The organism is Streptomyces sp. NPDC001068, assembly GCF_042897315.1.
In the GTDB taxonomy this organism is placed as follows: Bacteria; Actinomycetota; Actinomycetes; order Streptomycetales; family Streptomycetaceae; genus Streptomyces.
The window spans coordinates 496,450-520,519 of sequence record NZ_JBIAYD010000005.1 but is presented as its reverse complement, the minus strand read 5'-3'; the positions used below and the strand labels follow the sequence as shown (position 1 = coordinate 520,519).

Below are 24,070 nucleotides of genomic sequence, written 5' to 3'. Positions count from 1 at the left end.
TGGAATGCGGTTGGGTTAAGCTAAGCGACATGGTGAAAGCGGTCAACACCCGGTCGGTCGATCAGGAACCCGTGAAGGGCCCCGTCGACAAGGCCATGGAGGTGCTCGAAGCACTCGTCCAGCCCGGTGGTCCCCATCGGCTGGGTGAGATCGCGAGCCGTACGGGGCTGACCAAGCCCACCGTCCACCGGCATCTGCGCACCATGGCGGAACACGGTTTCGCGGAGGCCACCGACGGCGGCAGTTACCGTCCCGGGCCCCGCCTGCTGGGCCTGGCCGCGGCGGCGCTCAACGACAGCCGCGTCCTCGAACTCGCCCGGCCCGCCCTGGCGGACCTTCGCCGGCACACCGGCCATGTGGCGTTCTGCGCGGTCCGCGACGCACGGGACGCGGTCTGCCTGGACCAGTCGGAACCGGCCCGCGAGTACCGGATCAGCATCCGGCCGGGTCACCGCGCCCCGCTGTACGCCTGCGGAGTGGGTCTGGCGATGCTCTCGGCGCTGCCGGCCGACGAGCGCGACGGTGTGCTCGGCACGCTGGACCTGGAGGCCCGCACCCCCTACACCCCGACCGACCCGGCACTCCTCCGCACGCTGCTCGCCGAGGCGGTCGAGCGCGGCTACGCCGTGGACGACGAGTACGACGAGCTGGACGTACGGTCCGTGGCGGCGCCCGTCACGGACGCGGCGGGCCGTCTCGTGGGGGCGATCGGGATCGCCGGGGTGACCTTCACTCTGGACCAGGAGAGCGTGGAGGTGTTCGGCCCGATGGTCCGGGCCGCCGCGCGCACGGTGTCCGCCGGGCTCGGCGCCCGCGCTCCGATGCTCGGCCTGGTGCAGGCCGAAGCCCGGGAGGTGCGCCCGTGAGCCGGCCCGCCGACCTGCTCGCCCGGGGACGGGCACGGGGCATCCACTCCGGCGCCGCCTGGTCCGTCGGGGACGCGTCGGGCCCGCTGGACCGGGGCTGGATCGGAACCCGGAGCTGGGACGGACCGCCCCTGGACGGTACCGACGTGTGGGACCTGGCCTCGGTGACGAAACCGCTCGCCGGGCTGGCCGTGATGGCCCTGGTGGAACGTGGCGTACTCGGCCTCGACGACACGGTGGGCGCCCATCTCTCCCACTACCGCGGCGGCGACAAAGCCGAGTTGACGGTACGTCAACTGCTCACACACACCTCCGGCATCCCCGGCCGGGTCCCGCTCTACCGGGAACACCCCACCCGGGCCGCACTCCTGGAGGCGGCGCGCCTGCTGCCCCTGACCGCGCGGCCGGGCACGCGGGTGCAGTACTCCTCACAGGGGTTCATCATCCTCGGGCTGATCGCCGAGGCGGCGTCCGGAGAACCGCTGGACGCCTTGGTGGAGCGGCTGGTGTGCGCGCCACTGGGCCTGCGGGACACCGGCTTCGCACCGGACGCGGCGCGCCGGGCACGGGCGGTGGCCACCGAGGACTGCCCGTGGCGCGGGCGTGTGGTCGTCGGCGAGGTCCACGACGAGAACGCGGTCGTGCTCGGCGAGCCCGCCGCGCACGCGGGCCTGTTCTCCACCCTGGAGGACATGGAACGCGTCGGCGCCGCGTTGGCCGCCGGGGGCCGCGGCCTGCTGCGCCCGGACACCTTCGCGCTGATGACGGCCCCGCACACCGACGGTCTGGGAGCGCGCCGTGCGCTCGCCTGGCAGGGCCGCGACCCGGTCGGCTCCCCCGCCGGCGAGGTGTTCGGCCCGGACTCGTTCGGTCACACGGGCTTCACCGGCACCAGCGTGTGGGTCGACCCGGCCGCGGGACGCTACGCCGTACTGCTCACCAACCGCGTGCACCCCAGCAGGGCGGGCGACGCGATCACCGCCGAACGCCGGGCGTTCCACGACCTGGCCGCCGGGGTCGGTACGGGACGGCACCGGCCGGACTGAGCGGTACGGTGACCGCTCGACCCTCCGGCACCGAAGGCCGCGCGGGTCGGGGGTGTCGAGCGCGTCCGGTCGGCGACTCCCGGCCGCTCCCGTCGGACAGCGGCCGCCTTCGCTCCACCGGCCGGAGCAGGACTCGAAGGTCATGCGGGAACCGGGCGCCGTGGACGCCGTTTCCTGCGCGCCCACAACACACCGGCAGCGGCAGACTCACCGGGAATCAGATGCCCGGCACGGACCGACACCTCACCGGGTGACGCCTGCGCGATGCGGGACACGTCGCCTGCCGACAACCGGTCGTCCTGGACCGCGGGATACGCAGGGCGGCCCGTGCCTCCGGAGGGACCGCGCTCAGGCAACTCTTACTCACGTTCTGACAAAGGCACTCACTCAACCCTTGACTGGTCTGGACCAATCAGGCTTTGCTGCTGAGGCCACCACTCACCCCCTACCTCTGGAGTGGCAGATGAGCTCAACCATGCCCGGCGAGCGTCACAGATTCACATATGGCAGGTACATGACTGTACTGCTGACCGTCCTGGCCGCCCTCCTCGGCACGTTCACCGTCCTCGGCTCCGCGAGCCCCGCGGCGGCGGCTGGATGCGCTGCGGCCTGGAACTCCGGCGCGGTCTACACCGGCGGGATGACCGCCTCCTACAACGGCGACAACTGGCAGGCCAAGTGGTGGACACAGGGTGAGACACCCGGCGTCGCCGAGGTCTGGGCCGACCAAGGAGCCTGCGGTGGATCGGGCGGCGGAGGGACGGGCGGCAACTGCAACTACCCCGCCTGGGCAGCCGGACAGTCCTATGCGACCGGGGCCATCGTGCGGTACACCCCCAACGACCAGTACTACATAGCCACGCACGACAACCCCGGGTACGACCCCACCATCAGCACCTGGTACTGGTCCCCCTACACCTGCTCAGGGGGTGGCACGGGCGGCAACAACGGCGGATTCGTCGTCAGCGAGGCCCAGTTCAACCAGATGTTCCCCAACCGGAATTCGTTCTACACGTACAGCGGCCTGGTGTCCGCGCTCAGCGCCTACCCCGGATTCGCCACCACCGGCAGCAGCACCGTGCAGAAGCAGGAGGCCGCGGCGTTCCTGGCCAACGTCGACCACGAGACCGGCGGCCTCGTCTACATCAACGAGGTCGACCAGTCCGGAAACTACTGCGCGAACGAGCCCTACGGCTGTCCCGCCGGCACCTTCGCCTACTACGGACGCGGCCCGATGCAGCTGAGCTGGAACTTCAACTACAAGGCCGCCGGTGACGCCCTGGGCATCGACCTGCTGGACAACCCCGGCCTGGTCGCCTCCGATCCGGCGATCTCCTGGAAGACCGGACTCTGGTACTGGAACACCCAGACCGGCCCGGGCACGATGACCGGACACAACGCGATGGTCAACGGCGCCGGCTTCGGTGAGACCATCCGCAGCATCAACGGCAGCATCGAGTGCAACGGCGGCAACACCGCCGAGATGCAGAACCGCGTCAACGACTATCTCTCCTTCACCTCCATCCTCGGCGTCCCGGCAGGCTCCAACCTCACCTGCTGACCGCCGCCCACCGGAACGCCCGGCCGTCAGCTCCTGTCACCATCCGCAGAGTTCCCTTGACCACCGGGCCGCCGAATCAGCCGCTCGGGTCCACCGCCGGTCAGGCGGCGACCCGAGCGGCTTCCCCGTCACCGAGCAGCCGCCCCGACTCCCAACAGGGCGGCCACCACGTCATCCCACCCGCCGGCGTCCCAGCGTTCCGAAACCACTCCCTCGCGGTGCGGGCCGGGGTTACAGTCCGAGGCGTCCGGATGTGCGTTCAGGTGCCGGTCCCGTCCGATCAGGAAGAGCATGAGCGAATCAGTACACTCCGGAACTTCCGGCGGCCCAGCCCCAGAACGGCAGCACCTCGACGGTGCAGCGGCAACGGAACCCGGACGTCTTTCAGCCATCCAGGCGGCCAGGGCGCAAGCCGACTCCCAGATCGACAAGGCGCAAAACGACAGAAGCACTTCAGCGCAGAAGGATTTCTTCCTGTTCGGAGTGCCGGCCTTCTTCATCGGCTTCGGCGCCCTGTTTGGACTCGTGACCTGGAAAAGCGCCGACTCCTCGGACTCGCCTCCTTTCAACGGCTGGTGGCTCATCGGCGCGCTGGCGGTACTCGTACTCGGGGGGCTCGTCGCAGGCGTCCGTGGTGTCAGCAGAACCGCCGTGGTGGACGAAGTGGTGCGCACGGAGGAACTCAACGTCCGGTTGGTCGAGCTGGACTTCGTCCCGGATGCGGATGCACCATTGGCGTCCAATCGCGAACTGCTCCGCGAATACCACCGGTTGTCGACCACGCAGGCGCGTGCCGCCTTCAGGCTCGCCATCTGGGTCATGGGCGCATCGGCACTGCTCGTACTGGCCGGCGCCGGTGCCGTGGTGGCATCTCAGAGCACCGCGACAGCTGTCACCCTGGGGGCGTTGACCGCCTTCATCTCCGCGCTCGGCGGATACGTCTCCTCGACACTCCTCGCCACCTACCGCGTCTCCGTCGAACAAGCCCGCTTCTACTTCCGCGAGCCCCTCGCGGGCGGCTACCTCCTCGCGGCCGAACACCTCGCCAAGCGGCTCGACACACCCGAACACACCGCTGCCCTCGGACGCGTGGTGGACGGCTTCATCCAGGCAGCCACCAACGTCCCCGGAGCCCTGCCCGACCCAGCTCCTCACCAGGCACCGCCACACGAGCCCACCTCGCCGGCCTGAGCGCCGAACACGCTCCCGCGACTCGGAGGACTTCGGGGCCAGGCCGGCCGATCCTCGTACCCAGTTCGACGTAGCGTGCGGGCATGCACTTCCGCGGACAGCCAACGAGGACAGACCGGAGTCTCCCGCCGGCGGCGGCCCTGACAATGAGGGTCCTGATCGTCCGGGTGCTCGGCACGGCGGCGAACACGCGCGCGTCGACACCGGTGTGGCCGTCCCCACGGAGCAGGGTCCGCGACCCGTGCGGTCCGGGACGTCGCATAGGTTCATGGCATGTACGAAACCGAGCGATTCGACCTCGACGCCTATCTGGAACGCATCGCGTGGGACGGAGTCAGGCGCGCCGGCCTTGCGACCCTGCGGGACGTACACCGGGCCCACGCCCTGTCGCTGCCCTTCGAGAACCTGGAGCCGCTCACCGGCACGGCTCCGTCGCTGGCCCCGGAGGACCTCGTCGCCAAGATGGTCCGGGGGCGTCGCGGCGGCTACTGCTACGAGCACAACACCCTCCTGGGACTGGCCCTGACCCGGCTCGGCCTGACCGTGACCGGGCTCGCGGGGCGGGTCGTGCTGGGCGCGCCGAGTGTGGAGAGCAGGCCGCGCACGCACATGATGCTGCGGGTCAGCGTGCCGGGAGAGCCGCGGTCGTACCTGGCCGACGTCGGCTTCGGGGCGGCCGGGGCACTGCTGGAAACGGTGCCGCTGGCCCTCGGCGAGGAGCACGACGGCGCGGGCCGGCGGCACCGGTTCGTGCGTCTCCCGCACGACGGTCCACTGGAACTGTGGGCGCTCCAGGCGTACGACTTCCGGAAGCCGGAATGGGTCAGCCAGTACGCGTTCACACTGGAGCCGTTCGCCGCCTCCGACTTCGAGGTGTTCAACTGGCATGTCGCCACCAACCCCCGCTCACCCTTCACTCGGCGCCCCTACCTCCAGCGCACGACCGACGAACGGCATCTCGCACTCGACGGCGCGGTCTTCAGTGAGACCCGGGCCGACGGTGTGACGACCGAGCGCACGCTCACCGACGAGGCCGAAGCCCGCCGGTTGGTGGAGGAGGAGTTCGGGATCGCCGTGCCCGACGGTTTCCGGCTGCTGGGCTGATCAGGGCGATCATGGGTGCGGTCGCGCTCCCTGATGTCGATTGCCCACGTGCCGTTGGCCGCGCGACCATCACCGAGTGCGAGTTCCACCCGCTGGGCGGGGCCGCCGCCGAGGTCTTCCGCTTCGGCACCGAGTGGATCGGACGCGCCCTCAACGGAGAGTTCGCCGAGCCGGGCCGCGACGTGCGCCACTACGTCCACAGCGACGGCGGACCACCGACGGCACCGCCCACCCCGCCTGGTGGCTCGGCGCGGTGCCCGCCCAGATCACCGACGCCCGCCGGGCATGACGGCCGTGACACCCGTGGAGAGGGGCTCGAACACCCCTCTCACCGGGTGGCCCACCCGGCCCGGTCCGGCTGGACCCGCGCCTTCGGCGGCGGAACCGCTCGCAGGACGGTAGTCGCGGGCAGCCACCCTCCGATAGCGTACCGACCAGGCGGTACGTCCGTGCTCTGCCACGTGCCGTCATGTACGCGATGGACTGCAACGTCCCCTCCGCCCCAGGACGGCGAACCACTCATGACCCAGAACACGGACCGCGACAACCTGGCCCTCGCACGCCAGACCTGGAGAACTCTCGAGCCCTACCACGGGGCTGTCTACTTCTCACCCGAAGCCGCGGGACAGTACGCCGAGTTGGGTGTCGACCCCAGAGCCGGGTATTTCGCCTCCCGCTCCGCCGCGCTCGGCACCGTTCCGGCAGACCTGGTGATCGCCACGTTCTACAACTTCAATCCCGACGCGGTGCGCCCGGCCATGGCCGCGGCCCGAAAGGCCGCCACGCCTCAGCAATTCGCCGCCGCCCGGCTCACCGGCATGGATGCCACGCTCCGCCGCATCCTCGGCGCGGACGTCTCCTCGCCGGAACTGGCCCGGGCCGCCGAACTGGCCCGTACCGCCGCCGAAGCGACCGTAAGTCATCCACAGGGGCGCCCCCTCTTCGCCGCGCATGCCGCACTGCCGTGGCCGAGCGCACCCCACCTCGTGCTCTGGCACGCTCAGACCCTGCTGCGGGAGTTCCGTGGCGACGGTCATGTGGCGGCACTGGTGTCCGCCGGGCTGAGCGGGCTGGAGGCGCTCGTCACGCACGCCGCCACCGGTGACATCGACGCTGGGGTGCTGCGCGACTCCCGGGCCTGGTCGCCCGAGCAGTGGGGACGGGCCGTGCAGAATCTGCGCGAGCGTGGTTGGGTCGACGACGAACCCCGCCCGGCCCTGACCGAGGAGGGCGCGCGGCGCAGGGCGGAGATCGAGCACACCACCGACAGGCTGGCCGCCCTCCCCTACATCACCCTCGGTCCCGCCGCCTGCGCCGAACTCCGGTCGCTGGTCCGTCCCTTCAGTCTCGCGCTCGCCAAGGAGCTGCTGCCCTGGGCGGCCGACCGCCTCAGCGAGGAGAACGCCTAGGAACGGAGCCCGGCGTCGGGCACTCCTGGCGAGGACAGGTTCCGTCTCGACGGCTCCCGAAGCAGTCGTCGCAGCCACCGCGAGACCTCACGTCGTCCGGCCCTTCATGGACCCGGCGTATCACCGGCAACGACGCCGTGATCACGTTCGGTCTCATACAAAGGCGATGTGGCGCGCCTCGGCCGTCTCCTCTCTCCGTCGGTCGTACTCTTCAGCCACTCCCAGGGCCGCGGTGTGCGGGGCGCAACCGGCGGCGGGAATCGCCGTGGAGACGACCGTCTCCTGGGCACCGACTTCCAGGAAAGGCGCGACGTGCCGGCATACGGATTCTTCGTCGAACTCGAAGCCAAGCCGGGCAAGGAGGACGACGTGGCCCAGTTCCTCGTGGACGCGAAGGCCCTCGTCGATGCCGAGCCCGGGACTCTGGCCTGGTTCTCCTTCCGGCTCGGCCCCAGCACGTTCCGGATCTTCGATGCCTTCGAGACCGAGGATGACCGGGAGGCGCATTACCAGGGCAAGGTCCGTCAGCAGATCGAGCTCCGCGGGGCCGAGCTGTTCAGCACACCTCCCACGATCACTCCCGTGGACCTTCTGGCATCCAAACTCCCCCGCTGAAGGTCTCCGGGTGGGACAACGTGCGACGAGGTCGCCGGCCTCGCACCGGTTGGACCTGGGCTTTCGTCCGGAGTGACGAAGGGGGTCCCCGTCCGAGCCCTAGCGGCCGACCGTGCTCCAGTCGGCGGGGGCGGGCGGCACCGAGCGGCCGGCGGCGTGTTCACGGAGGCGCCGGGTCATTTCCGGCAGGTCGAAGGCCGGGAAGGTCACCTGTAGCAACCGGAGGTCGAACCGCGACGGGATATCGTCCCTGAAAATCGCCGCGTCCCTCGGTTTGATCCTGACGTCCCACGCGTCGGGGGCCGCCCAGTGGGTCATCCGCACGTAGAACGCCTCCCGTGGGCCGGCGTTCGCAACGGCCGCGAGGAAGTCGAGGCCGCTGTCGACAGGGAAGTCGATGAGCATCCACCCGCGCCGGGACTCCAGCCACCGCGCCATGTGCGGCAGCTTGTCCGGCCAGCTGGCGTTGCTCTCCGCGAGGTCCTGGCAACAGGTGAAGGTGTCGAATCCGCACTCCCAGATCGCCTGGATCGTGGGTGCCAGCAGTTCGTCGATCTGAGCGTGACGGTTGCCCACCCGGACGAGGACGGTGGGGTGGACACCTTCGTAGGACGTCATCGCGACAGGATAGGAGCGAACGCCGACATCGGCGCAGCGGTTTTTCCCGGAGCCGCACATGGCGCGCCCACCGGGCCCACCGGGGACACTCCGCGGAGGCCGGTCGGCCGCCGGCACGGCTCCCGTCCCTCCCCGGAACCGACCGGGGACTCGGTACGGATGGCGCACGACGGGTGTCCACGCCGGTCAACTCCGCGCGATTCGACCACAGTTGTGGTTCACCTGCGCGATCCGCCTTCCGGAAAGCCCTTGATCCATGCACCTGGCATGTAGATGCTTCATACCGGTCAACCCACCGAGTACGGAGGCACATCATGAGACCGAACCGCGCCGCGATGGTGATCGCCGCGACCGTTGTGACGCCCGCTCTCCTCTTCACCACACCTGCCTTCGCGGCCGGCGCCTCCACGCCGACCACCCCCGTCGCCACCACGCCTGCCACGGCCTGCCCGGACGTCTCCTCCGGCACCGGAACCCCTGTCGACGACCTGACAGATGATCAGGTCCGGGCGGCGATCCAGGACATCCTCACGGACGACGACGCCGGGACGGGCGTGCTCCGCGAGGCCGACAAGGCACTGAGCGGGACGACGCAGGACATGCGCGCATTCCTGGCGACGGGATGCCGCCTCGCCCAGGCCGAGGACGACTCCGTCGCGGTCGCCCACGTCCTGGCCGTGGCCACCCAGAACGGCGACAAGCGGGTGATCAAGGCTGCCAACGCCGCCCTCGACGCCAACACACCGGAAGCGTTGCGCGCCTTCCTGCAGACGGGGTACGCCCGGGCCCAGGTCGAGGACGACTCCGTGGCCGTGGCGCACATCCTGTTCGTGGCCACCCAGAACGGTGACAAGAGGGTGATCGCGGAGGCCGACGCCGCTCTCGACGCCGGTACCGCCGAAGCCCTGAGCACCTTCCGGTGGACCGGGTACCGGCTCGCGCAGGCCGAGGACGACTCCGTGTACATCGTCCACATGCTCACGGACCCCGACATCAGCGACGCCATGTACGACGCGATCCAGGCGGTCCTCGACGACGGCAGTCCGGAAGCCCTCCGCTACTTCCGCACCGTCGGACAGTACGAGATCGACGGCTGAGCCCCGCACCGTCGCGGATGCCCGCCGGGCCGGACCGGGCTGCGCCCGGCTCGGCCCGGTGGCGTCGCGGACCCTTCCGGCTGCTCGTCGTCCGTGACGAGTTCAGCCGGAAGGCGGACCGTAGAGCGCGGCGACGGTCTTCGATGTCGCCCACCGGCTGTAGGTCGGGGACTGGGGCCAGCCCTCGGGCGAGTCCTGCCACTCCTCCTGTCGTCCGTACGGCAGGAGGTCGATCAGCGCGAAGCTGTGGCTGAGCTGCTCGGTGCCTCGGCCGTCCGTGTGCCAGGTGCGGTAGACGGTGTCGCCGTCGCGCAGGAACACGTTGACCGCGAATCCCCCGTCGGGCGGGGCGCCGACGTCCGCCCCGAACGGGCTGTTCGCCGTCGAGTACCACGCCATCCGGTTGCCGACCCGCTGCCGGTAGGCGAGCGCTTCCTCGATCGCTCCCTGGGTGACGATGACGAATCGGGCATCGTAGTCGTCCAGGAATTCCAGGCGGGTGAACTGCGAGGTGAACCCTGTGCAGCCCGGGCACTGCCATTCCTTGCCGGTGAACCACATGTGGTTGTAGACGATGAGCTGCCGTTTGCCTTCGAAGACATCCACCAGGCGGACGGGGCCGTCCTTGCCTTCGAGCGTGTAGTCGGGCATCTCGACCATCGGCAGACGGCGACGCTCCGCGGCGATGGCGTCGAGTTCCCGCGTCGCGGCCTTCTCGCGGGCACGCAGCGCCTCCAGCCGGTGTTCCCAGGTCCCGGCGTCGACGACGGGTGGTAGTGGGTGGGCGTTCATGATCCCTCACAGATCTCGTGCACGGTTGCGGCTTGTGCACGGGCAGACTCCCCCGGGCTCCGGAACTCATCGGTGGGTGAGGCGCGGGATCGGCGGTCCGCGAAGCCCGCTACGTCGTGACGGCGATGTTCGTCAGGCCCTTGCCGCCGGTGACCGTGTTGCCGGCGTACACCGTCGTCCTGCAGGACGAGGTGGCGTTGGTGACGTCGATGGCCAGTTGGGTCGGGCCGGTCGCTCCGCTGAGCGATGACCTGTTGTTCCTGAAGACGGTGCCGCAGCCCCATCCCGACTGCTGGGTGTGCGTCTGGTAGCCGTCGTTCGTGGTCTTCGTTCCGGTGTTGCCCTCCACGAGGACGTTGTTGCCTTTGACGTCGACCCAGGAGTCGTCGTAGTTCGCACCTGTCAGGCCGCTGCCGTCGAAGGTGTTGCCGACGACCTGCGCGCCCGTCGTCCCCTCCTTGATGTCGACGTTCTCGCCGCCGATGCCGGGGCCGAGCGTGTTGTTCCGGATCTGGACGTCGTCGCTCCTGTCGGAGAGGGTGTTGGCCGTGCCCACGTACACGCCCTCGCCCATTCCGCGTCCGTCGTGGCCGGTGTCGTAGATCCTCGAATTCTGGATGACGCCGTCCGAGCTGGAGTTGCGGAAGTGGACCCCTTCCATGTCCAGGTCGTGCACGGTCACGCCGTCGACGACGACGCCACGAGCGGAGTCGATCATGATGCCCTTCTGGCCGCCGGTGACGGTGATGCCCTTCACCGTCCAGTACGAGGCGCCGTCGAGGTGCAGGCCGTAACCGCCGCTCGCGGTGAGCACGGCCTTGGACGAGCCGGTGAGGACGATGCGGGAACCCGAGCTCGCGGCCTTGCTGGTCTTGAAGTTGCCGCTGTAGGTGCCGTCGGCCAGGTGAATCGTGCCGCCTGAAGCGACCGCGGCGAGGGCCGACTTGAGCTGGGCCGCGGTCGAGACCTCGATGACGGCCGCCCGGGGCGACGCCATGGCCGGAACGGACAGCGAAGCCAGGCAGGCCGCGACAGCGGCCGTGGCGAGCAGTGTGCAGGAACGCTTACGCATGGGGGGTGCCTTCCTGTGATCTGACTCGTTCATGTTCATGACCGATGTACGCATTCATGAACTTGGATGGCGACGACAGTAGGAGCGGCCAAAACCGACGTCAAGGCATCGCGCGGGCCTCGTCCGCCGGTGATCTTCAGCGCCTACCTCACCCACGCGCCGACGGCGCCCGCCCGAAATCGCCCATTCGAGCGATGTGCGCCATGGCCGCCTCGCCGCAGGGTGGGTGCATGCGGTCATGCCGGACAGGATCCGGACCGCACTCGGCCGGACACCGCAGTCGACCGTGCCACGGCACGCGAACACACTCCGGGCCGTCCACATGCCCTACCCCCGTACGAACGCTCCCTGCCATCCACGTGAGGCACGGAGCGGGACGATCCTGAAATTCTGGGAAGAGAAAATGCCTCACCTTCTGCACATCGACTCCAGCGCCCGCGATGCCGACTCGGTCAGCCGTCGCATCGGCGCCCGGTACGTCGCCGCCTGGCGCCGACAGAACCCCGAGGGCACCGTGACCTACCGGGACGTGACCGTGAACACACCCGCCCTCGTGTCGGCGGACTGGGTCACCGGGGTCTTCGCCCCCGCGGAGTACCACACCCCGCGGAGCAGGGCCGCCGTGGACGCCGCGGCCACCCTCATCAGCGAGGTCGAGGCCTGCGACGTACTGGTGCTCGGTGTACCGATGTACAACTTCAACGTGCCCGCGGCCTTCAAGGCCTGGATCGACCAGGTCTGCATGGCGGGCCGCACCTTCGCCTACGACGAGAACGGCCCCCGCGGTCTCCTCGCCGGCAAGAAGGCCGTCGTCGCACGCGCCTCCGGCAGCGACTTCAGCAACCCCGCGTTCGCCCCCATGGACTTCCACGCTCCCTACCTGCGCGGCATCCTCGGCTTCATCGGCATCACCGACGTCGAGTTCATCGCCGTCCACGGACAGACCCCCGAGCAGGTCGAGGCCGGCCTCTCCGCGGCCGACAGGTCGATCGCCGAGTCCCTCAAGGCTCTGTGACGGCACCGCGAGGACCACGGGACACGAAGTGGTCCGGCGCGGCGGCCGAGGGCACGTTCCTCGCGGTACGTTCTCCGCGGCCGCCGCGCCGTCCGGGCCTGCCGTTCTCCTACGGGAGGCAGCCGGTCGCGGCCCACCGGTGTCCCCGCCCGCCCGCGGACTCTAGGACGACGAGGCCCTGCCGGCGAGCCAGTCGGAGTAGTGCACGCCGCCGATCCGTGCGCCCGGCGGCGCGATGACGGCGTCCTCGGGAACGGCGCCGAACAGGCCCGCCGACTCGTCCACCACGACCGGGCGTTCCACTCCGCGCGCCCGCAGCGTGATCCGGCCCAGTTCGTCCAGCGGGAAGACTTCGGGGCCGGCGACGTCGACCGTGCCGTTCACGGGCGTGCCGGTCGCCACGTCGACCAGCGTGGTGACGACGTCGTCCACCGCGACCGGTTGCAGCCGGGTGGTAGGCAGCCGGACCACGTCACCGTCGGTGGTCCACGACATGACGGTCTCCACGAACTCCATGAACTGCGTGGCCCGGACGACCGAGGACGGGATGGGGCCCGACCTGATCAGGTCCTCCTGCAGGATCTTGGCCGTGTAGTAGTCGACTCCCGGAACCCGGTCGATCCCGACGATGGACAGCAGGACGATGTGACCGGTGCCCGCCCTTGCGGCCGCGTCGAGGAGGTTCTCCGTGGTGCGGCGGAAGAACGGGGATGCGGCCGCGTCGAAGGACGGTGCGTCGATCGTGAGCACGACGACGTCGACGGACCGCAGCGCGTCCGGCATTCCCTCGCCGGTCAGCAGGTCGAGACCCGTGGACCTGCCGTGGGCCGTCGCCTGGTGTCCCGTCGCGTCGAGTCTCTGCACGAGCCTCGTCCCGACGAAGCCGGTTCCGCCGATCACGGCTGTCCTCATGCTCCGCCTCCTCGTGGAACCGTCTGCCGCTTCGAGCGTACGGCGGGAACCTCCCGGCGGCCGCCGGGAGTACGCCGTGCGGGAACGCGTTGCGCTGTTCCTCAGCCGGCTTCCCCGGCGATGCCTCCGCGCTCCAACGCCAGCCGGGTCAGTTCGACCCGTGTGTTGATGCCGAGCTTGGCGAAGATGTGTTTCATGTGTGTGTTGACCGTGTGCACGGACACATAGAGACGTTCGGCCACGGCCCGGTTGGTGAGGCCCTCCGCGACGAGTGGAACCAGTTTCCGCTCGGACTCGGTCAGTTGCTCCCACCCCACGGGACCCGCCACGTGCCGCGGTGCCGCGCCGACGCGCACCCCCAACTGCCTCAGGCGCCGTCGAATCCGTTCCTGGTCGCGCAGGGCTCCCGAGGCCGACGCCAGCTCAGCGGCCTCCTCCAGACAGGGGATCGCGGCTTCCGGATCCGCCGATCCGGCCAGCAGGACCCCGAGGTCCTCGCAGGCGGCGGCGAGGGCCAGCGGCCTGTCGCAGTTCCGGTAGGCGGTGACGGCGTGGGACAGTTCGCCGGCGGCACCGCCCAGGAGGCCGTCCACATGTGCGCGGACCGCCGTGATGATCCGCTGGTCCTCGTTCTGCTCGGACAGGTCGCGCAGGGCCCGGGACAGGGCCCGGGCCAGCGCGGGGTCACCTCCGTGCAGGGCCATCCGGGCGATCGCCTGCCAGTGTGTCGGCGGCACCGCCATCAGGCGCGGCACCGCTCCGCCCCCGAAGCCGTCGGCGAGCAGGACCGCGCTCGCGGTCTCCTGGCCTTCCTCGTACGCGAGGGAGGCTCGCGCGAGGGAAACCCACGGGTCGTAGGGCTGCCGTTCGGTGCCGGAGGCGCCCTCGGCGGCGCGCAGGTGGTCCTTGGCCCGCGTGAGGTCACCGCGCCTGATCTCGACCAGCGTCAGCAGGGCGCGGGCCTGCGGGTTGGCCCGGGTGATCTCCAGTTCGTCCGCGACCGTGAGGCCGGATTCCGCCTCGACGGCCGCGTCGTCCAGCGCCCCCTGTTCGAACAGCGCGCAGGCCCTGCAGAGATGCCAGTAGGGAAGTGACCAGCCGAGTCCCATGGCCTCGGCCTCGCGCTGCCCCTTGCCGAGTATCCGCTCGGTGTCCGCGAGACGGTCCGTCGAGGTCGCCACGGTGCCCAGCCACAGCGCCGGAATGCGCGGAGGCCGCAGGTGGAGGGCGGCACGCTCGGCGCCGGCGCGCTCGGCGGCCTGCTCGGCCAGGCCGAGGGCGCGAACCGTGTGCCCCCGGTAGAAGGAGGTCTGTGACCTGAACAGCTCGGCGCTCACGATCAGGGCCGGGTCACCACTGCGATAGGCGGCCTCCACCAGCCCGGTGTCGGTCTCCTCGGCGGCGGCCACGTCCCCCAGGTAGATGTATCCCGTCGCCTTCGTCTTCAACAGCAGGACGCGCAGGTCCGACGGGAGGGCGGGGAGGTCGAGGGCCTGCCGGAGGTGGGTCATCGCGGCTGCGTCGTCGCCCGCCGCCTGGTGGATCTCGGCGGCGGCCAGACGCAGGGACGCCTCCTGCGGCGGGTCCAGCCGGTCCGACAACGTCGAGTCGACCAGATCGAGCGCCTCACGGACCCGCCGGGTGCGCCCGAGGTATTCGGCGGCCTCGGTCAGCAGCGTGACGCGGCCCGGGTCGTGCGGCGGCAGCAGCCCGGCGATCCGCTGGGCCAGGTCCGCGGCGGCGTCGGGAGCCGTCGACGACAGCTCCCGGACGGCGGTGTACAGCGTGGTGTCGGCGCCGTCGCCCACCGGGCCGCCCGCCATCACGACGTGCCAGGCCACCTCGGACGGCGGCCCGCAGACACCCCGCAGGATGCCGGCGGCCTCCCGGTGCAGGGCCGTCCGTGCGGCCTGGGGCAGGTTCTCGTAGACGACCTGCCGGATGAGGTCGTGCCGGAAGACGAGCCGCGGGCCGTCGCCCAGCAGCAGCTCCGCCTCCAGGGCCGCCTCCAGCCCGGCCAGCAGGCTGCCGACCGGGCGGCCGAGCATCCGGCCGGCCGTGCCCAGGTCGAATTCGCGGCCGAGGACGGAGCCGATCTGGAGCAGCCGTACGGCGTCCTCCGGGAGGCGGGCGAGCCGCGCGGTGACGTTCTGCCGCAGGCCGACGGGGATGTCGTGCCGCAGCAGGCCCGCCACACCCCCCTGGACCGCGACCGCGCCGGTGTCGGTGAACGCACGCGCCAGCTCGATCGCCTGGAACGGGTTGCCCGCGACGGTGCGCAGCAGTCCGGCGAGATCGGGCGAGAGCGTCGCTCCCAGCACGTCGGCGACGACGTGCTGCAGTTCCCGCTGGGACAGGGGGCCGAGCGTCAGCCGACGGGCCCCCAGGCGGTCCAGGTCCTCGCGCATCCTGGCGGCGACGGGCCGCTTGCTCTCCGGCCGCACCGCCAGCACCCAGAGGATCGGCGCGGCGGCCAGCCGTCCCGGCAGGGTGCGCAGGGCGAAGAGGGTGGCCGGGTCGGCCCACTGCACATCGTCCGCGAGCACGATCACCGGGGCCCGCTGTGCCCGGTCCTCCAGGGTGTCGGTGACGCTGTCCAGGAGCTGGAGCCGCTGGTCGTCGGAGAGGACGGGGGTGCGGCCCGGCGCGTCGGGCGACCGCAGGGCCGTCTGCAGGGCGGCTCCGGCTCCGTACTGGTCGGGTTCGTCGGCGTGCACGGACACCACGTCGAAGCCGAGGTGGCGGGCCGTCTTCTCCAGTTCGGCCAACAGCCTGCTCTTGCCCGCGCCGGCCGCGCCCTCCACGACGACGCAGGCGCCCCGTCCGCCGCGTACCGAGTCCAGAGCCGCGCGGAGGGCCGCCAGCTCCCGGTCCCGGCCCCGCAGGCGCGGTTCGCTCATGTGCGGTGGCCGGCGCCGTGGGTCCGGCGTCCCGCCGACCCGGTTCTGTACATGTGACAAGCATGCCGCACCACCCGCGGCCGCCTCAACGCGGATCTCCGCGGTGGCCAGGCGTTTCACCCGGGTGATTGTCGCCTCGCGCGCCTTCTCTCACCCCGGTGCGACGCATGCTCCGAGACGTCCAGATCTCATGTCTCGGAGAGGAGCACGACGTGCGTACAGGCAAGGAATACCTCGAGGCCCTGAACGACGGGCGGACGGTGTGGGTGGGTGACGAACTCGTCGAGAACGTCGCCACCCACCCCAGGACCCGGGCGTACGCCCGGAAGATCGCGGAGTTCTACGACCTGCACCACCGCCCGGACCTCCAGGACGCCATGACGTTCGTGGACGAGGACGGCGTCCGGCGGTCCATGACGTGGTTCCGGCACCGCTCCAAGGACGAACTGCGGCGCAAGCGGCGCTACATGGAGACGGTGCTGCGGGAACTCGGCGGCGGGGCGGTCCCGCGCACCCCCGACGTCAACAACTACGTCCTGCTCACCTACATGGACGACCCCGAGCCCTGGAGCAGCCAGTCCGTGGGCACCGACGGACGGGACCTGACCGAGGGCATCCTCGGCTTCTGGAATGAGGTGCGCGACGGCGACCTGAACTCGACGCCGGCCTTCGTCGATCCGCAGACGGACCGTTCGCGCGAGTCCGCGCAGGCCGAGTCCCCGGCCCTGCAGGTGGTGAACACCTCGGACGAGGGCATCACCGTGCGCGGTGTGAAGGCGATCGGCACCGGCGCCGCCTTCGGCGACCGGATCCACATCGGCGTCTTCTACCGCCCCGGCATCCTTCCGGAGCAGGTGATCTTCGCCGCCGTGCCGCCCAACGCGCCGGGCGTCACCATCATCTGCCGCGAGAGCAACGTCCGTGACGGCGAGGACGTCGAGCACCCGCTCGCCTCGCAGGGCGACGAGCTGGACGCCGTCATCGTCTTCGAGGACGTGTTCATCCCCTGGAACCGGGTGTTCCACATCGGCAACCCCAAGCACGCGTCGCTGTACCCGCAGCGGGTCTTCGACTGGCTGCACTACCAGGCGCTGGTGCGCCAGATGGTGCGTGCCGAGCTGATGCTCGGTCTGACCCTGCTGGTCACCGAGCACATCGGCACCTACCAGCTGCCTCCGGTCCAGGCCCGGATAGCCCGCTTCGCCGGCTTCCACCAGACGCTCAGGGCACATGTGATCGCTTCGGAGGAGGAGGGGTTCACCACCCCCGGCGGCCTCTACAAGCCCAACGTGCTGATGTTCGACTTCGGTCGCGCCTACTACCTCGAGAACATCGCGGACATGGTCCACGAGGTCATCGACCTGGCCGGCCGTGCCTCGCTGATCTTCCCGACCGAGGGCCAGTGGCAGCGGCCGGAGCTGCGCCCGTGGCTGGAGGCGCTGCAGACCGGTCCGGTGGGCCGTCCGCACGACCGGCTGAAGATCAGCCGGGTCATCCGCGACCTGTTCCTGTCCGACTGGGGCGACCGGATCAGCACCTTCGAGAACTTCAACGGGACGCCGCTGCTGGCCATCCGCACCCTGACCATGAAGCGCGCCGAGCTCTCCCCGGGCGGCCCCGTCGCAGATCTCGCACGCAGGGTGTGCGGCATCGACCCGGTGGAACGGGAGCAGGACACCGCGTACTCGGCGCAGGCGGAGTACGCCCGGCGCCAGGACGCCTCCTAGCGCGGAACGCCAGGGCCCGGATCAGAGCACACCGCACTCCCGGGCCCTGGCCACCGCTCCGCTCCTGGTGTGCGCGCCGAGCTTCCGGAAGATCGACCGCACCTGTGTCTTCACGGTGTTGTGGGACACATGGAGTTCCGCGGCGATCTCGCGGAGTGTCAGGGGCCCGCACAGGGCTCGCAACACCCGCCGCTCCCCCAGAGACAGGTCCTCGGGACCCGCAGCCGCCGGCTCGGCGGGCTCGTGCCCCGCCGTTTCGGGCATCAAGTCCATGAGGGTCTCCGGGAACACGCAGGCCTTCGCCGCGCGTTCGGCCTCCGCACGGGAGTTCCGCGCCGCCTGCGTGTCGTGCCGCGCGCTCTCCAGCCTGGCCCGGACGAGGTGGTACAGCGTGCGGACATGGGGTTCGCTCCCGGTCGGGGCGAACCTCGCCAAGGCCGCCTCCGCCGCGGCCAGGGACCGCGCCGCCCCGTCGACGGCACCGTCCTCGAGGAGGACACCAGCCCGGGCGAGATGGGCGGGCGCCGCGACGAAGTGCCCCTGAAGACCCGACACTTCGGCTTCCCGGACGGCCTCGTCGCTCAGGGTCCGCGCCCGTTCGCACCGGCCGGACAGCAGCGCGCACAGCGCCCGTGAGCCCAGGGCCCGTACGAGTGCCAGCCCGTGCCCGGCGGCGTAGGCGTCACGCGTCGCCTCGGCGAGCAGTTCCTCCGCCTCCGCGTAGCGGCGGCTCCAGAGCAGTGCGGTTCCCCGCGCCGTGCAGGCCAGCGCGTGCCAGTAAGTCAGCGGCGGGGTGCCCGCGACCGCGGCTTCGCCGAGCCGGTCGGCGGCCAGGACCTCGCCCCGCAGACAGCTGGCGACGGTCTGGGCGACGGCTGACGCCCCGGACACCGTGCCGCCCGTACCCACCGGCTGCCGACCCGACTGCCTGAGCCGCGCCACGTCCAGCCAGAGCCGGCCGGTGTCGGGCGCGCCCTCGGCGAGGCCCGCCATGGCCGCCACGACGCACAGCCTGGCGTCGGCGGCGACGGCGCGGGACGGCAGGAGGCCCAGCCAGCCGGTGACGTCCGCGCCACGCCCCGCCGCGATCGCCTCCTCCCAGTCGCCCAGGACGACCGCGACGGCCGCGTCCCCGTCGCCGGCGAGCAGGAAGTGCCGTACCGCCTCGGTCGTCTCGCCCTGTCGGGAGTACCACGACGCCGCCGCCTCGTGCAGCCGGGTGGCGGCGTCGGGCGTCTCGGACCCGAGGATGTCGGACAGCAGCGAGGTCAGGGCCCGGTGCCGGCGGTAGGCGGGCGTGTCGGACGCGACGGGGACGAGCAGGTGCACGGTCCGCGCCAGCTCGCGCAGGAGCACGCCGGCCCGCTCGCCGGTGAGGGCCCGGCACGGACCGGTGCGCAGTACGTCGAGCACGCTCGTGCGCAGGAGGAAGTCGCGCTGTTCGGTGGTGAGCCGGTCGAGGACCTCCGTGGTCAGGTACTCCGCGACCTCCTGCCGGGCGCGCGCCAGGTCGGCCGCGCCGGGTTCGGCGCCCGAGCGCCTGAGGGCGCGTCCCATGACGCACAGTCCCGCCGCCCATCCTTCGGTGGCCTCGTACACGGCGCCGAGGGTCGGTTCGGGGCAATCGGTGCCCAGCAGTCCGGTCACCACCTGCCTGGCCTCGTCGAGGGTGAATCGCAGGTCGTGCTGGTCGAGTTCGGCGACCATGCCGCGGGCGCGCAGGGCCGGAAGCGGTGTTCCGGGTGTGTGCCGGGTGGACAGGACGACACGGAGACCCCGGGGCAGCCGCGCGAGGAAGGCGCCCATGCTGTGCAGGGCCTCGGCGTCCGTTATGGATTCCAGGCCGTCGAGGACCAACGTGAGCGGACTCCCCCCGTCCAGGCCGGTCACCAGGTCGGGCAGGACCTCCTCCAGCCATGCGGCGAGCGTCCAGGCCGCGCCGTCGGCGCTCTCCGGCAGCCCGGGCCGTACCTGGCGCAGTGCTCCGAGGATGCCGTTCCAGAGTCGGCCCGGGACGTTGTCGTACGTGTCCAGGCTGAGCCAGGCGCACTCCTCGCGGGCCGCCAGGTCCCGCGACCACTCGGCGAGGAGCACCGTCTTCCCGGCGCCGGCCGGCGCGCGGACGACGACCACCGGCTCGGTCACGGCGTCGAGCCGGCGCGACAGGCGTGGCCTGGGCAGGAGATGAGGGGGCTGGGTCGGCGGTCGCAGTTTGAAGGCCGGCACGGAGCGGGTCATGGCACCTTCCGTGGAGTCGTCGGGACGAGCGTGGCCCCGAAGCCCGCCGGGGAGCTGGGGGGCGGCGGGCTTCGGGGGCGGCGGGTTTCGGCGGCGGCGGCCGGTTCCGGCGGCGTCGCGGGCCGGTGGCCGGCGGGCGTGAGTGTTGCCGAAGGGGGTCAGGCCGTCGTCACGGGCTCCTTCGGGCTGCCGAGGCTGCCGAAGCCGCCCGCGAAGTAGACCAGCGGCCGCCCTCCCGCCCTGTGGTCGAAGTACCGGACGTCACCCACGAAGATGGTGTGGTCGCCTCCGGGGAGGGCGTCGGCGACATCGCACACAACCGCTGCGATGGCGTCCTTCAGGACCGGCACGCCGTGGTCGTCGTGGGTCTCGACGCCCGCGAACTTGTCGGGTTTCGAGGCGGCGAAGTTCCGCGCCAGGTGTTCGCTCTCCTCGCCGAGGACGTTCACGGCGAACCGGCCGTGCTCGGCGATGGCGGTCCGTGTGTACAGGTGGTTGCTGATACAGACGATCAGCTGGAGGGGGCTCAGGGACAGAGCCGTCACCGCGCTCGCGGTCATGCCGATGGGCGCGCTCCCCGACCTGGTGGTGATGACGCTGACACCCGTGGCGAGCCGACTCATCGTGGCCCGGAAGGTGACCGTCGTGTCATGGGTTTCAATCATCGGGGAACCTCCGTGATACGGGGGACTGAGCCCTGTTGGCCGATGTGCCGAGCGTGCGTCAACGCCTGTTAACCGCAGGGAAATCGACTGGTCGCCTGGGTTGCGCCCGCGGCCGGTAGGGCCCACCCGCTCAGCGACGCAACCGGTCGACCAGGCGTTTCAGGTCCGCCGACGGTGGCACCCCGAGTTCGTTCATGACCCGGAGGTATCCGCGGTACAGGTCGAGCAGTTCGTCGTCGTCTCCGACGGCCTCAGCGGCGTGCAGGGCGAGTCGCCAGGCCTGCTCCCGGTACGGATCCGCGTCCAGTACGAGGCGGGCGAGCCGCCGGGCGTCGCGGACGCGGCCCACGTGCAGGGCGACGCTCGCCGCGTCGACGCGCGCCTGCGTGAGGGCGCCGTCGAGTTCGGCGCGCCGGGCGTCGAGCCAGTGGGTCGAGACGGAGTCGAAGTAGGAGCCGCGTTCGGCGAGGGCGAGGGCACCCCGGAGCGTGTCCCAGCGGTGCTCCCCGTCCTGCCGGGCGGCCTCCGCGAGCAGGCGCCGGAAGGTGCCCGAGGAGCTCGCGACGGCGGACGCGGGCGAAAGCCGGTACACGTCGCCCTCCTGATGGAGCGTCAGCCCGTCGGGCAGCACCTCGCGCAGCCGGTACACGGCCTGCCGAAGGTAACTTCGCCCGGTCGCGTCGCTCCGTCCCGGGAACAGCGCCTCCAGGAGTGCCTGGCGTCTGGCGCCGGCCTGCGGTCGGGACGTCAGGTAGGCGAGGAGTTCGACGCTCTTGGCCAGACGCGGATGGATCTCCCGCCCCTCGGCGACCAGCCGCACCGGGCCGAAGTCCTCGATCCGCAGGAGGATCCGGTCGCCTCCGGCCCCCGGTACCGGGGTCGAGAGCGCGGACACCAGTTCGTGCCAGCGTGAGCCGTGGGCGGGTTCGGCGTCGGCCCGCCGCGCGGCCACGGACGGCATGTCCTCCAGAGCCTGCAGCAGCAGATGGCGGGAGCCCTGCCCGTCGGCGACCCGCACCGCCAGGTCGGCTGCCTCGTCGGCGCCGTCCTCGTCTCCGGTGCGCCACAGCGCCTCGCTCAGGTAGACCGCGGCGGAGGGAAGTTCCAGACGCCGTCCGCCCGCGGACATTCCGGCGACCGCGGCGGCCAGGTGGGGCAGCGCCTCCGCTTCGCGGCCGGCCGACAACAGCTCCAACCCCCGCCAGGTCCCGGCCAGTTCACGGATGAAGGCGTAGCGCGCGCCTCCTCTGCGCTCGGCCTCGGCCAGTGCACGGGCCGCCCGGGGAAGATCGTGATCCAGCCGCAGGGCGAGCTTGGCCTCCAGGAGCAGGCTCAGCATCTCGTAGACGCGGGAGCCGGTGGCCGCGATCCGGTCCCGTCCGGCCAGCAGCGCGGCCCATGCCTCGTCCCGGTGCCCGAGGTCCGCCATCAGCTCCGCGGCGTCGATCGCCTCCAGCCAGGCGGGCCTCGGCCCCTCCGCCGACGACCCGTAGGCCTCCTCCGCCTCGGAGATGCGTCCCCCGGCGCGCAGGGCTGCCACGGTCCACGGGATCCCCGACGACCGCCGCCAGGGACCGGGGACCGAGGCGTCCTGCAGTTGCCGCAGTTGCCCGGCCATGTACGCGATGCGCATCACCATGGCCTCGAGAGGCCCCGGTGCGCGGTGCAGATGGTCCGTGGTGAGCCGGACGGTGCCGTCGTCCGCCAGCGCCAGCAGTGCCGCCACGATGTCACGGGGAAGCCCCGCGGGCATGACGTCCAGGATGTCGCGGGTCTCGTCGAGACGTCCCACGTGCCAGAGGCACCAGGCCAGGAGTGCCAGGTCCTCGGCGCCTCCGGGCCGCCGGCCGAGTCCGGTCCACCAGAGGCGACCGTGGTGATCGGCCAACTGCGCGCCACGCCAGCATTGTTCGAGTCCGAAGGCGACCCGGAGCCCGGCCGTGGCCAGGTTCGGTGCGAGTGGCCGGGGAGCCGGACGCATACGGTCGAGCCAGCTCTGCGCGGTCGCCAGGTCGAGCCGGCCCAGGACGTCGGGCAGGACACGTTCGGCGGCGTGCCGGGCGCTGTCTGTCTCGCCGCACATGAGCAATTCGGCCACCGCGTCCTCGTGACGCCCGCTTCCCTGGAGCAACCTGGCGTATCCCTGCCGGAGTTCCCGGAGGCAGTCGTCGTCCAGGCACGCGGCCTCGCGTCGGAGGAAGTCACGGAAGCGGGGCAGGGCGACCATGCCGCGGCGGTCCGGAGACCAGCTGAGCGGCAGACTGCGCCCACGCAGGACGGCCATGGTCCGGTCCGGCGAGGCCAGCCCGAGGGCGTTGGCCTGTTCCGCCGTCACGGCGCCCTCGATCAGGCTCGTACGGACGAGCAACGTGGATTCGGCGGAGGTGAGTTCCCGCAGCAGGTCGGCCGCGAGCCGGTCGTGCTGCGCGGCGGATGCGGACGGGTCCTCGCCCCACCAGTCGTGGATGACACCGCTGATCCAGCCCCGCATGGCGCCGACGGAACGGCGCGCGTCGTCGTCCCTGCCCATCCGCCGCAGGGCTTCCTCGGCTTCGGCGACGTCGAAGGCCAGGTCCCGGTCCTCCAGGAAGCCGACGCGTTGGACGTCGCCGAGACCACCGAGGTCGGTGGGCAGGTCCGTCCGGGAGATCAGCACCAGTCGCGGCCCGGCAGGCAGTCCTTCGACCAGGGCGCCGAGCATCCGCTGCGCACCGGTGCTCCCCCGGGTCCTGTCCACACCGTCGACGACCAGTACCAGGCCGGTGCCCCCCGGCGTCCCCGCGAGGACGGTGCCGGGAGTGGGCAGAGCCAGTTCCCGACCCGGGGTGCCGGCCGACATCGTCACCGCGTCCGGTGCCCAGGGTCGTACGGCGGCCGCCAGGACGCGGGCCAGGGTCCCCCCGCACCGTGGTGCGCGGGGGATCGAGACCCAGGCGACGGGGCCGGTGAGCTCCCGCACGGCCTGGGCGACGGCGGTCGTCTTGCCCGATCCCGCCGCGGCCGCGACGACGAGCACCGGGCGGCGTTCCAGCGAGGCGTGGATCCGGGCCGCCAGACGCGGCCGCGGCACGAGATGGCCGGGCAGCGGGGGCGGGGCCCCACCGGTCTCGCCGGTCTCGCCGGTCTCATCGGTCTCATCGGTCTCGCCGGTCTCGTCGCGGGAACTTCTCGTCATCGAAGCGGGCCTCTCGACTGCATGGGCAGGGCGGCTGGGGCGCGCTCAGTCCGCCACCGGCGGCGGG

18 protein-coding genes are annotated in these 24,070 nt (G+C 71.4%); 10 read left to right on the top strand and 8 right to left on the bottom strand.

The annotated features are described in order from the left end of the window. The first annotated feature begins 29 nt into the window (after positions 1 to 29). The 7 genes from ACFY3I_RS17330 (at position 30) to ACFY3I_RS17300 (ending at position 7,792) form a co-directional block, all read left to right on the top strand. The gene (locus ACFY3I_RS17330; protein WP_390861297.1) at positions 30 to 866 is read left to right on the top strand and encodes an IclR family transcriptional regulator; all 837 of its coding nucleotides are present in this window, start codon (positions 30 to 32) and stop codon (positions 864 to 866) included. After that, positions 863 to 1,912, top strand: coding sequence for a serine hydrolase domain-containing protein (locus ACFY3I_RS17325; RefSeq protein WP_390861296.1), 1,050 nt, complete (start codon positions 863 to 865; stop codon positions 1,910 to 1,912). Before ACFY3I_RS17330 ends, ACFY3I_RS17325 begins: the two co-directional genes overlap by 4 nt. Before the next feature lie 514 nt (positions 1,913 to 2,426). Continuing rightward, positions 2,427 to 3,473 carry a glycoside hydrolase family 19 protein gene (locus ACFY3I_RS17320; RefSeq protein ID WP_390861295.1) on the top strand — a complete coding sequence of 349 codons (1,047 nt, stop codon included), beginning with the start codon at positions 2,427 to 2,429 and terminating at the stop codon, positions 3,471 to 3,473. A gap of 291 nt (positions 3,474 to 3,764) precedes the next feature. Further along, positions 3,765 to 4,664 carry a hypothetical protein gene (locus ACFY3I_RS17315; protein ID WP_390861294.1) on the top strand — a complete coding sequence of 300 codons (900 nt, stop codon included), beginning with the start codon at positions 3,765 to 3,767 and terminating at the stop codon, positions 4,662 to 4,664. A 273-nt stretch (positions 4,665 to 4,937) separates the two neighbouring features. After that, a complete protein-coding gene (locus ACFY3I_RS17310; protein WP_390861293.1) occupies positions 4,938 to 5,768 on the top strand; it encodes an arylamine N-acetyltransferase in 831 nt (276 codons plus the stop codon). Between the two features lie 521 nt (positions 5,769 to 6,289). Further along, positions 6,290 to 7,177, top strand: coding sequence for a hypothetical protein (locus tag ACFY3I_RS17305; RefSeq protein WP_390861292.1), 888 nt, complete (start codon positions 6,290 to 6,292; stop codon positions 7,175 to 7,177). A 312-nt stretch (positions 7,178 to 7,489) separates the two neighbouring features. Then, positions 7,490 to 7,792, top strand: a complete 303-nt coding sequence (locus ACFY3I_RS17300) for a putative quinol monooxygenase (protein WP_390861291.1) — start codon at positions 7,490 to 7,492, stop codon at positions 7,790 to 7,792. A 99-nt stretch (positions 7,793 to 7,891) separates the two neighbouring features. On the opposite strand, the gene ACFY3I_RS17295 is transcribed toward ACFY3I_RS17300, so the two are convergent. After that, complete coding sequence (locus ACFY3I_RS17295) at positions 7,892 to 8,410, bottom strand: hypothetical protein (protein ID WP_390861290.1); 519 nt, start codon at positions 8,408 to 8,410, stop codon at positions 7,892 to 7,894. Positions 8,411 to 8,724: 314 nt separating this feature from the next. Here ACFY3I_RS17295 and ACFY3I_RS17290 point away from each other — a divergent pair, with 314 nt between their 5' ends. Beyond that, the gene (locus ACFY3I_RS17290; RefSeq protein ID WP_390861288.1) at positions 8,725 to 9,507 is read left to right on the top strand and encodes an ALF repeat-containing protein; all 783 of its coding nucleotides are present in this window, start codon (positions 8,725 to 8,727) and stop codon (positions 9,505 to 9,507) included. A gap of 102 nt (positions 9,508 to 9,609) precedes the next feature. Here ACFY3I_RS17290 and ACFY3I_RS17285 read toward each other — a convergent pair whose 3' ends face one another. Continuing rightward, positions 9,610 to 10,299 (bottom strand): DUF899 domain-containing protein, encoded by a 690-nt coding sequence (locus ACFY3I_RS17285; RefSeq protein WP_390861287.1) that lies wholly within the window; start codon positions 10,297 to 10,299, stop codon positions 9,610 to 9,612. Between the two features lie 109 nt (positions 10,300 to 10,408). Next, the gene (locus ACFY3I_RS17280) at positions 10,409 to 11,371 is read right to left on the bottom strand and encodes a right-handed parallel beta-helix repeat-containing protein (RefSeq protein WP_390861286.1); all 963 of its coding nucleotides are present in this window, start codon (positions 11,369 to 11,371) and stop codon (positions 10,409 to 10,411) included. 403 nt (positions 11,372 to 11,774) lie between these two features. Here ACFY3I_RS17280 and ACFY3I_RS17275 point away from each other — a divergent pair, with 403 nt between their 5' ends. Continuing rightward, on the top strand, positions 11,775 to 12,386 hold the full coding sequence (locus ACFY3I_RS17275; RefSeq protein ID WP_390861285.1) for an FMN-dependent NADH-azoreductase: 612 nt from the start codon (positions 11,775 to 11,777) through the stop codon (positions 12,384 to 12,386). Between the two features lie 162 nt (positions 12,387 to 12,548). Here ACFY3I_RS17275 and ACFY3I_RS17270 read toward each other — a convergent pair whose 3' ends face one another. Both ACFY3I_RS17270 and ACFY3I_RS17265 read right to left on the bottom strand, forming a co-directional pair. Beyond that, positions 12,549 to 13,298, bottom strand: coding sequence for an SDR family oxidoreductase (locus tag ACFY3I_RS17270; RefSeq protein WP_390861284.1), 750 nt, complete (start codon positions 13,296 to 13,298; stop codon positions 12,549 to 12,551). Between the two features lie 101 nt (positions 13,299 to 13,399). After that, positions 13,400 to 16,198, bottom strand: coding sequence for a helix-turn-helix transcriptional regulator (locus ACFY3I_RS17265; RefSeq protein WP_390861283.1), 2,799 nt, complete (start codon positions 16,196 to 16,198; stop codon positions 13,400 to 13,402). A gap of 212 nt (positions 16,199 to 16,410) precedes the next feature. On the opposite strand from ACFY3I_RS17265, the gene ACFY3I_RS17260 reads away from it, so the two are divergent. Further along, positions 16,411 to 17,925, top strand: coding sequence for a 4-hydroxyphenylacetate 3-hydroxylase family protein (locus ACFY3I_RS17260; RefSeq protein WP_390861282.1), 1,515 nt, complete (start codon positions 16,411 to 16,413; stop codon positions 17,923 to 17,925). A gap of 21 nt (positions 17,926 to 17,946) precedes the next feature. Here the strand turns inward: ACFY3I_RS17260 and ACFY3I_RS17255 are convergent, their stop codons facing one another. The 3 genes from ACFY3I_RS17255 to ACFY3I_RS17245 all read right to left on the bottom strand — a co-directional run bounded on the left by ACFY3I_RS17255 (position 17,947) and on the right by ACFY3I_RS17245 (position 24,003). Continuing rightward, complete coding sequence (locus ACFY3I_RS17255; RefSeq protein ID WP_390861281.1) at positions 17,947 to 20,163, bottom strand: LuxR C-terminal-related transcriptional regulator; 2,217 nt, start codon at positions 20,161 to 20,163, stop codon at positions 17,947 to 17,949. Positions 20,164 to 20,321: 158 nt separating this feature from the next. Next, positions 20,322 to 20,828: a flavin reductase family protein gene (locus tag ACFY3I_RS17250; protein WP_390861280.1), complete on the bottom strand. Its 507-nt coding sequence runs from the start codon at positions 20,826 to 20,828 to the stop codon at positions 20,322 to 20,324. Between the two features lie 130 nt (positions 20,829 to 20,958). Then, positions 20,959 to 24,003, bottom strand: coding sequence for a BTAD domain-containing putative transcriptional regulator (locus tag ACFY3I_RS17245; protein ID WP_390861279.1), 3,045 nt, complete (start codon positions 24,001 to 24,003; stop codon positions 20,959 to 20,961). Positions 24,004 to 24,070: the final 67 nt, after the last annotated feature.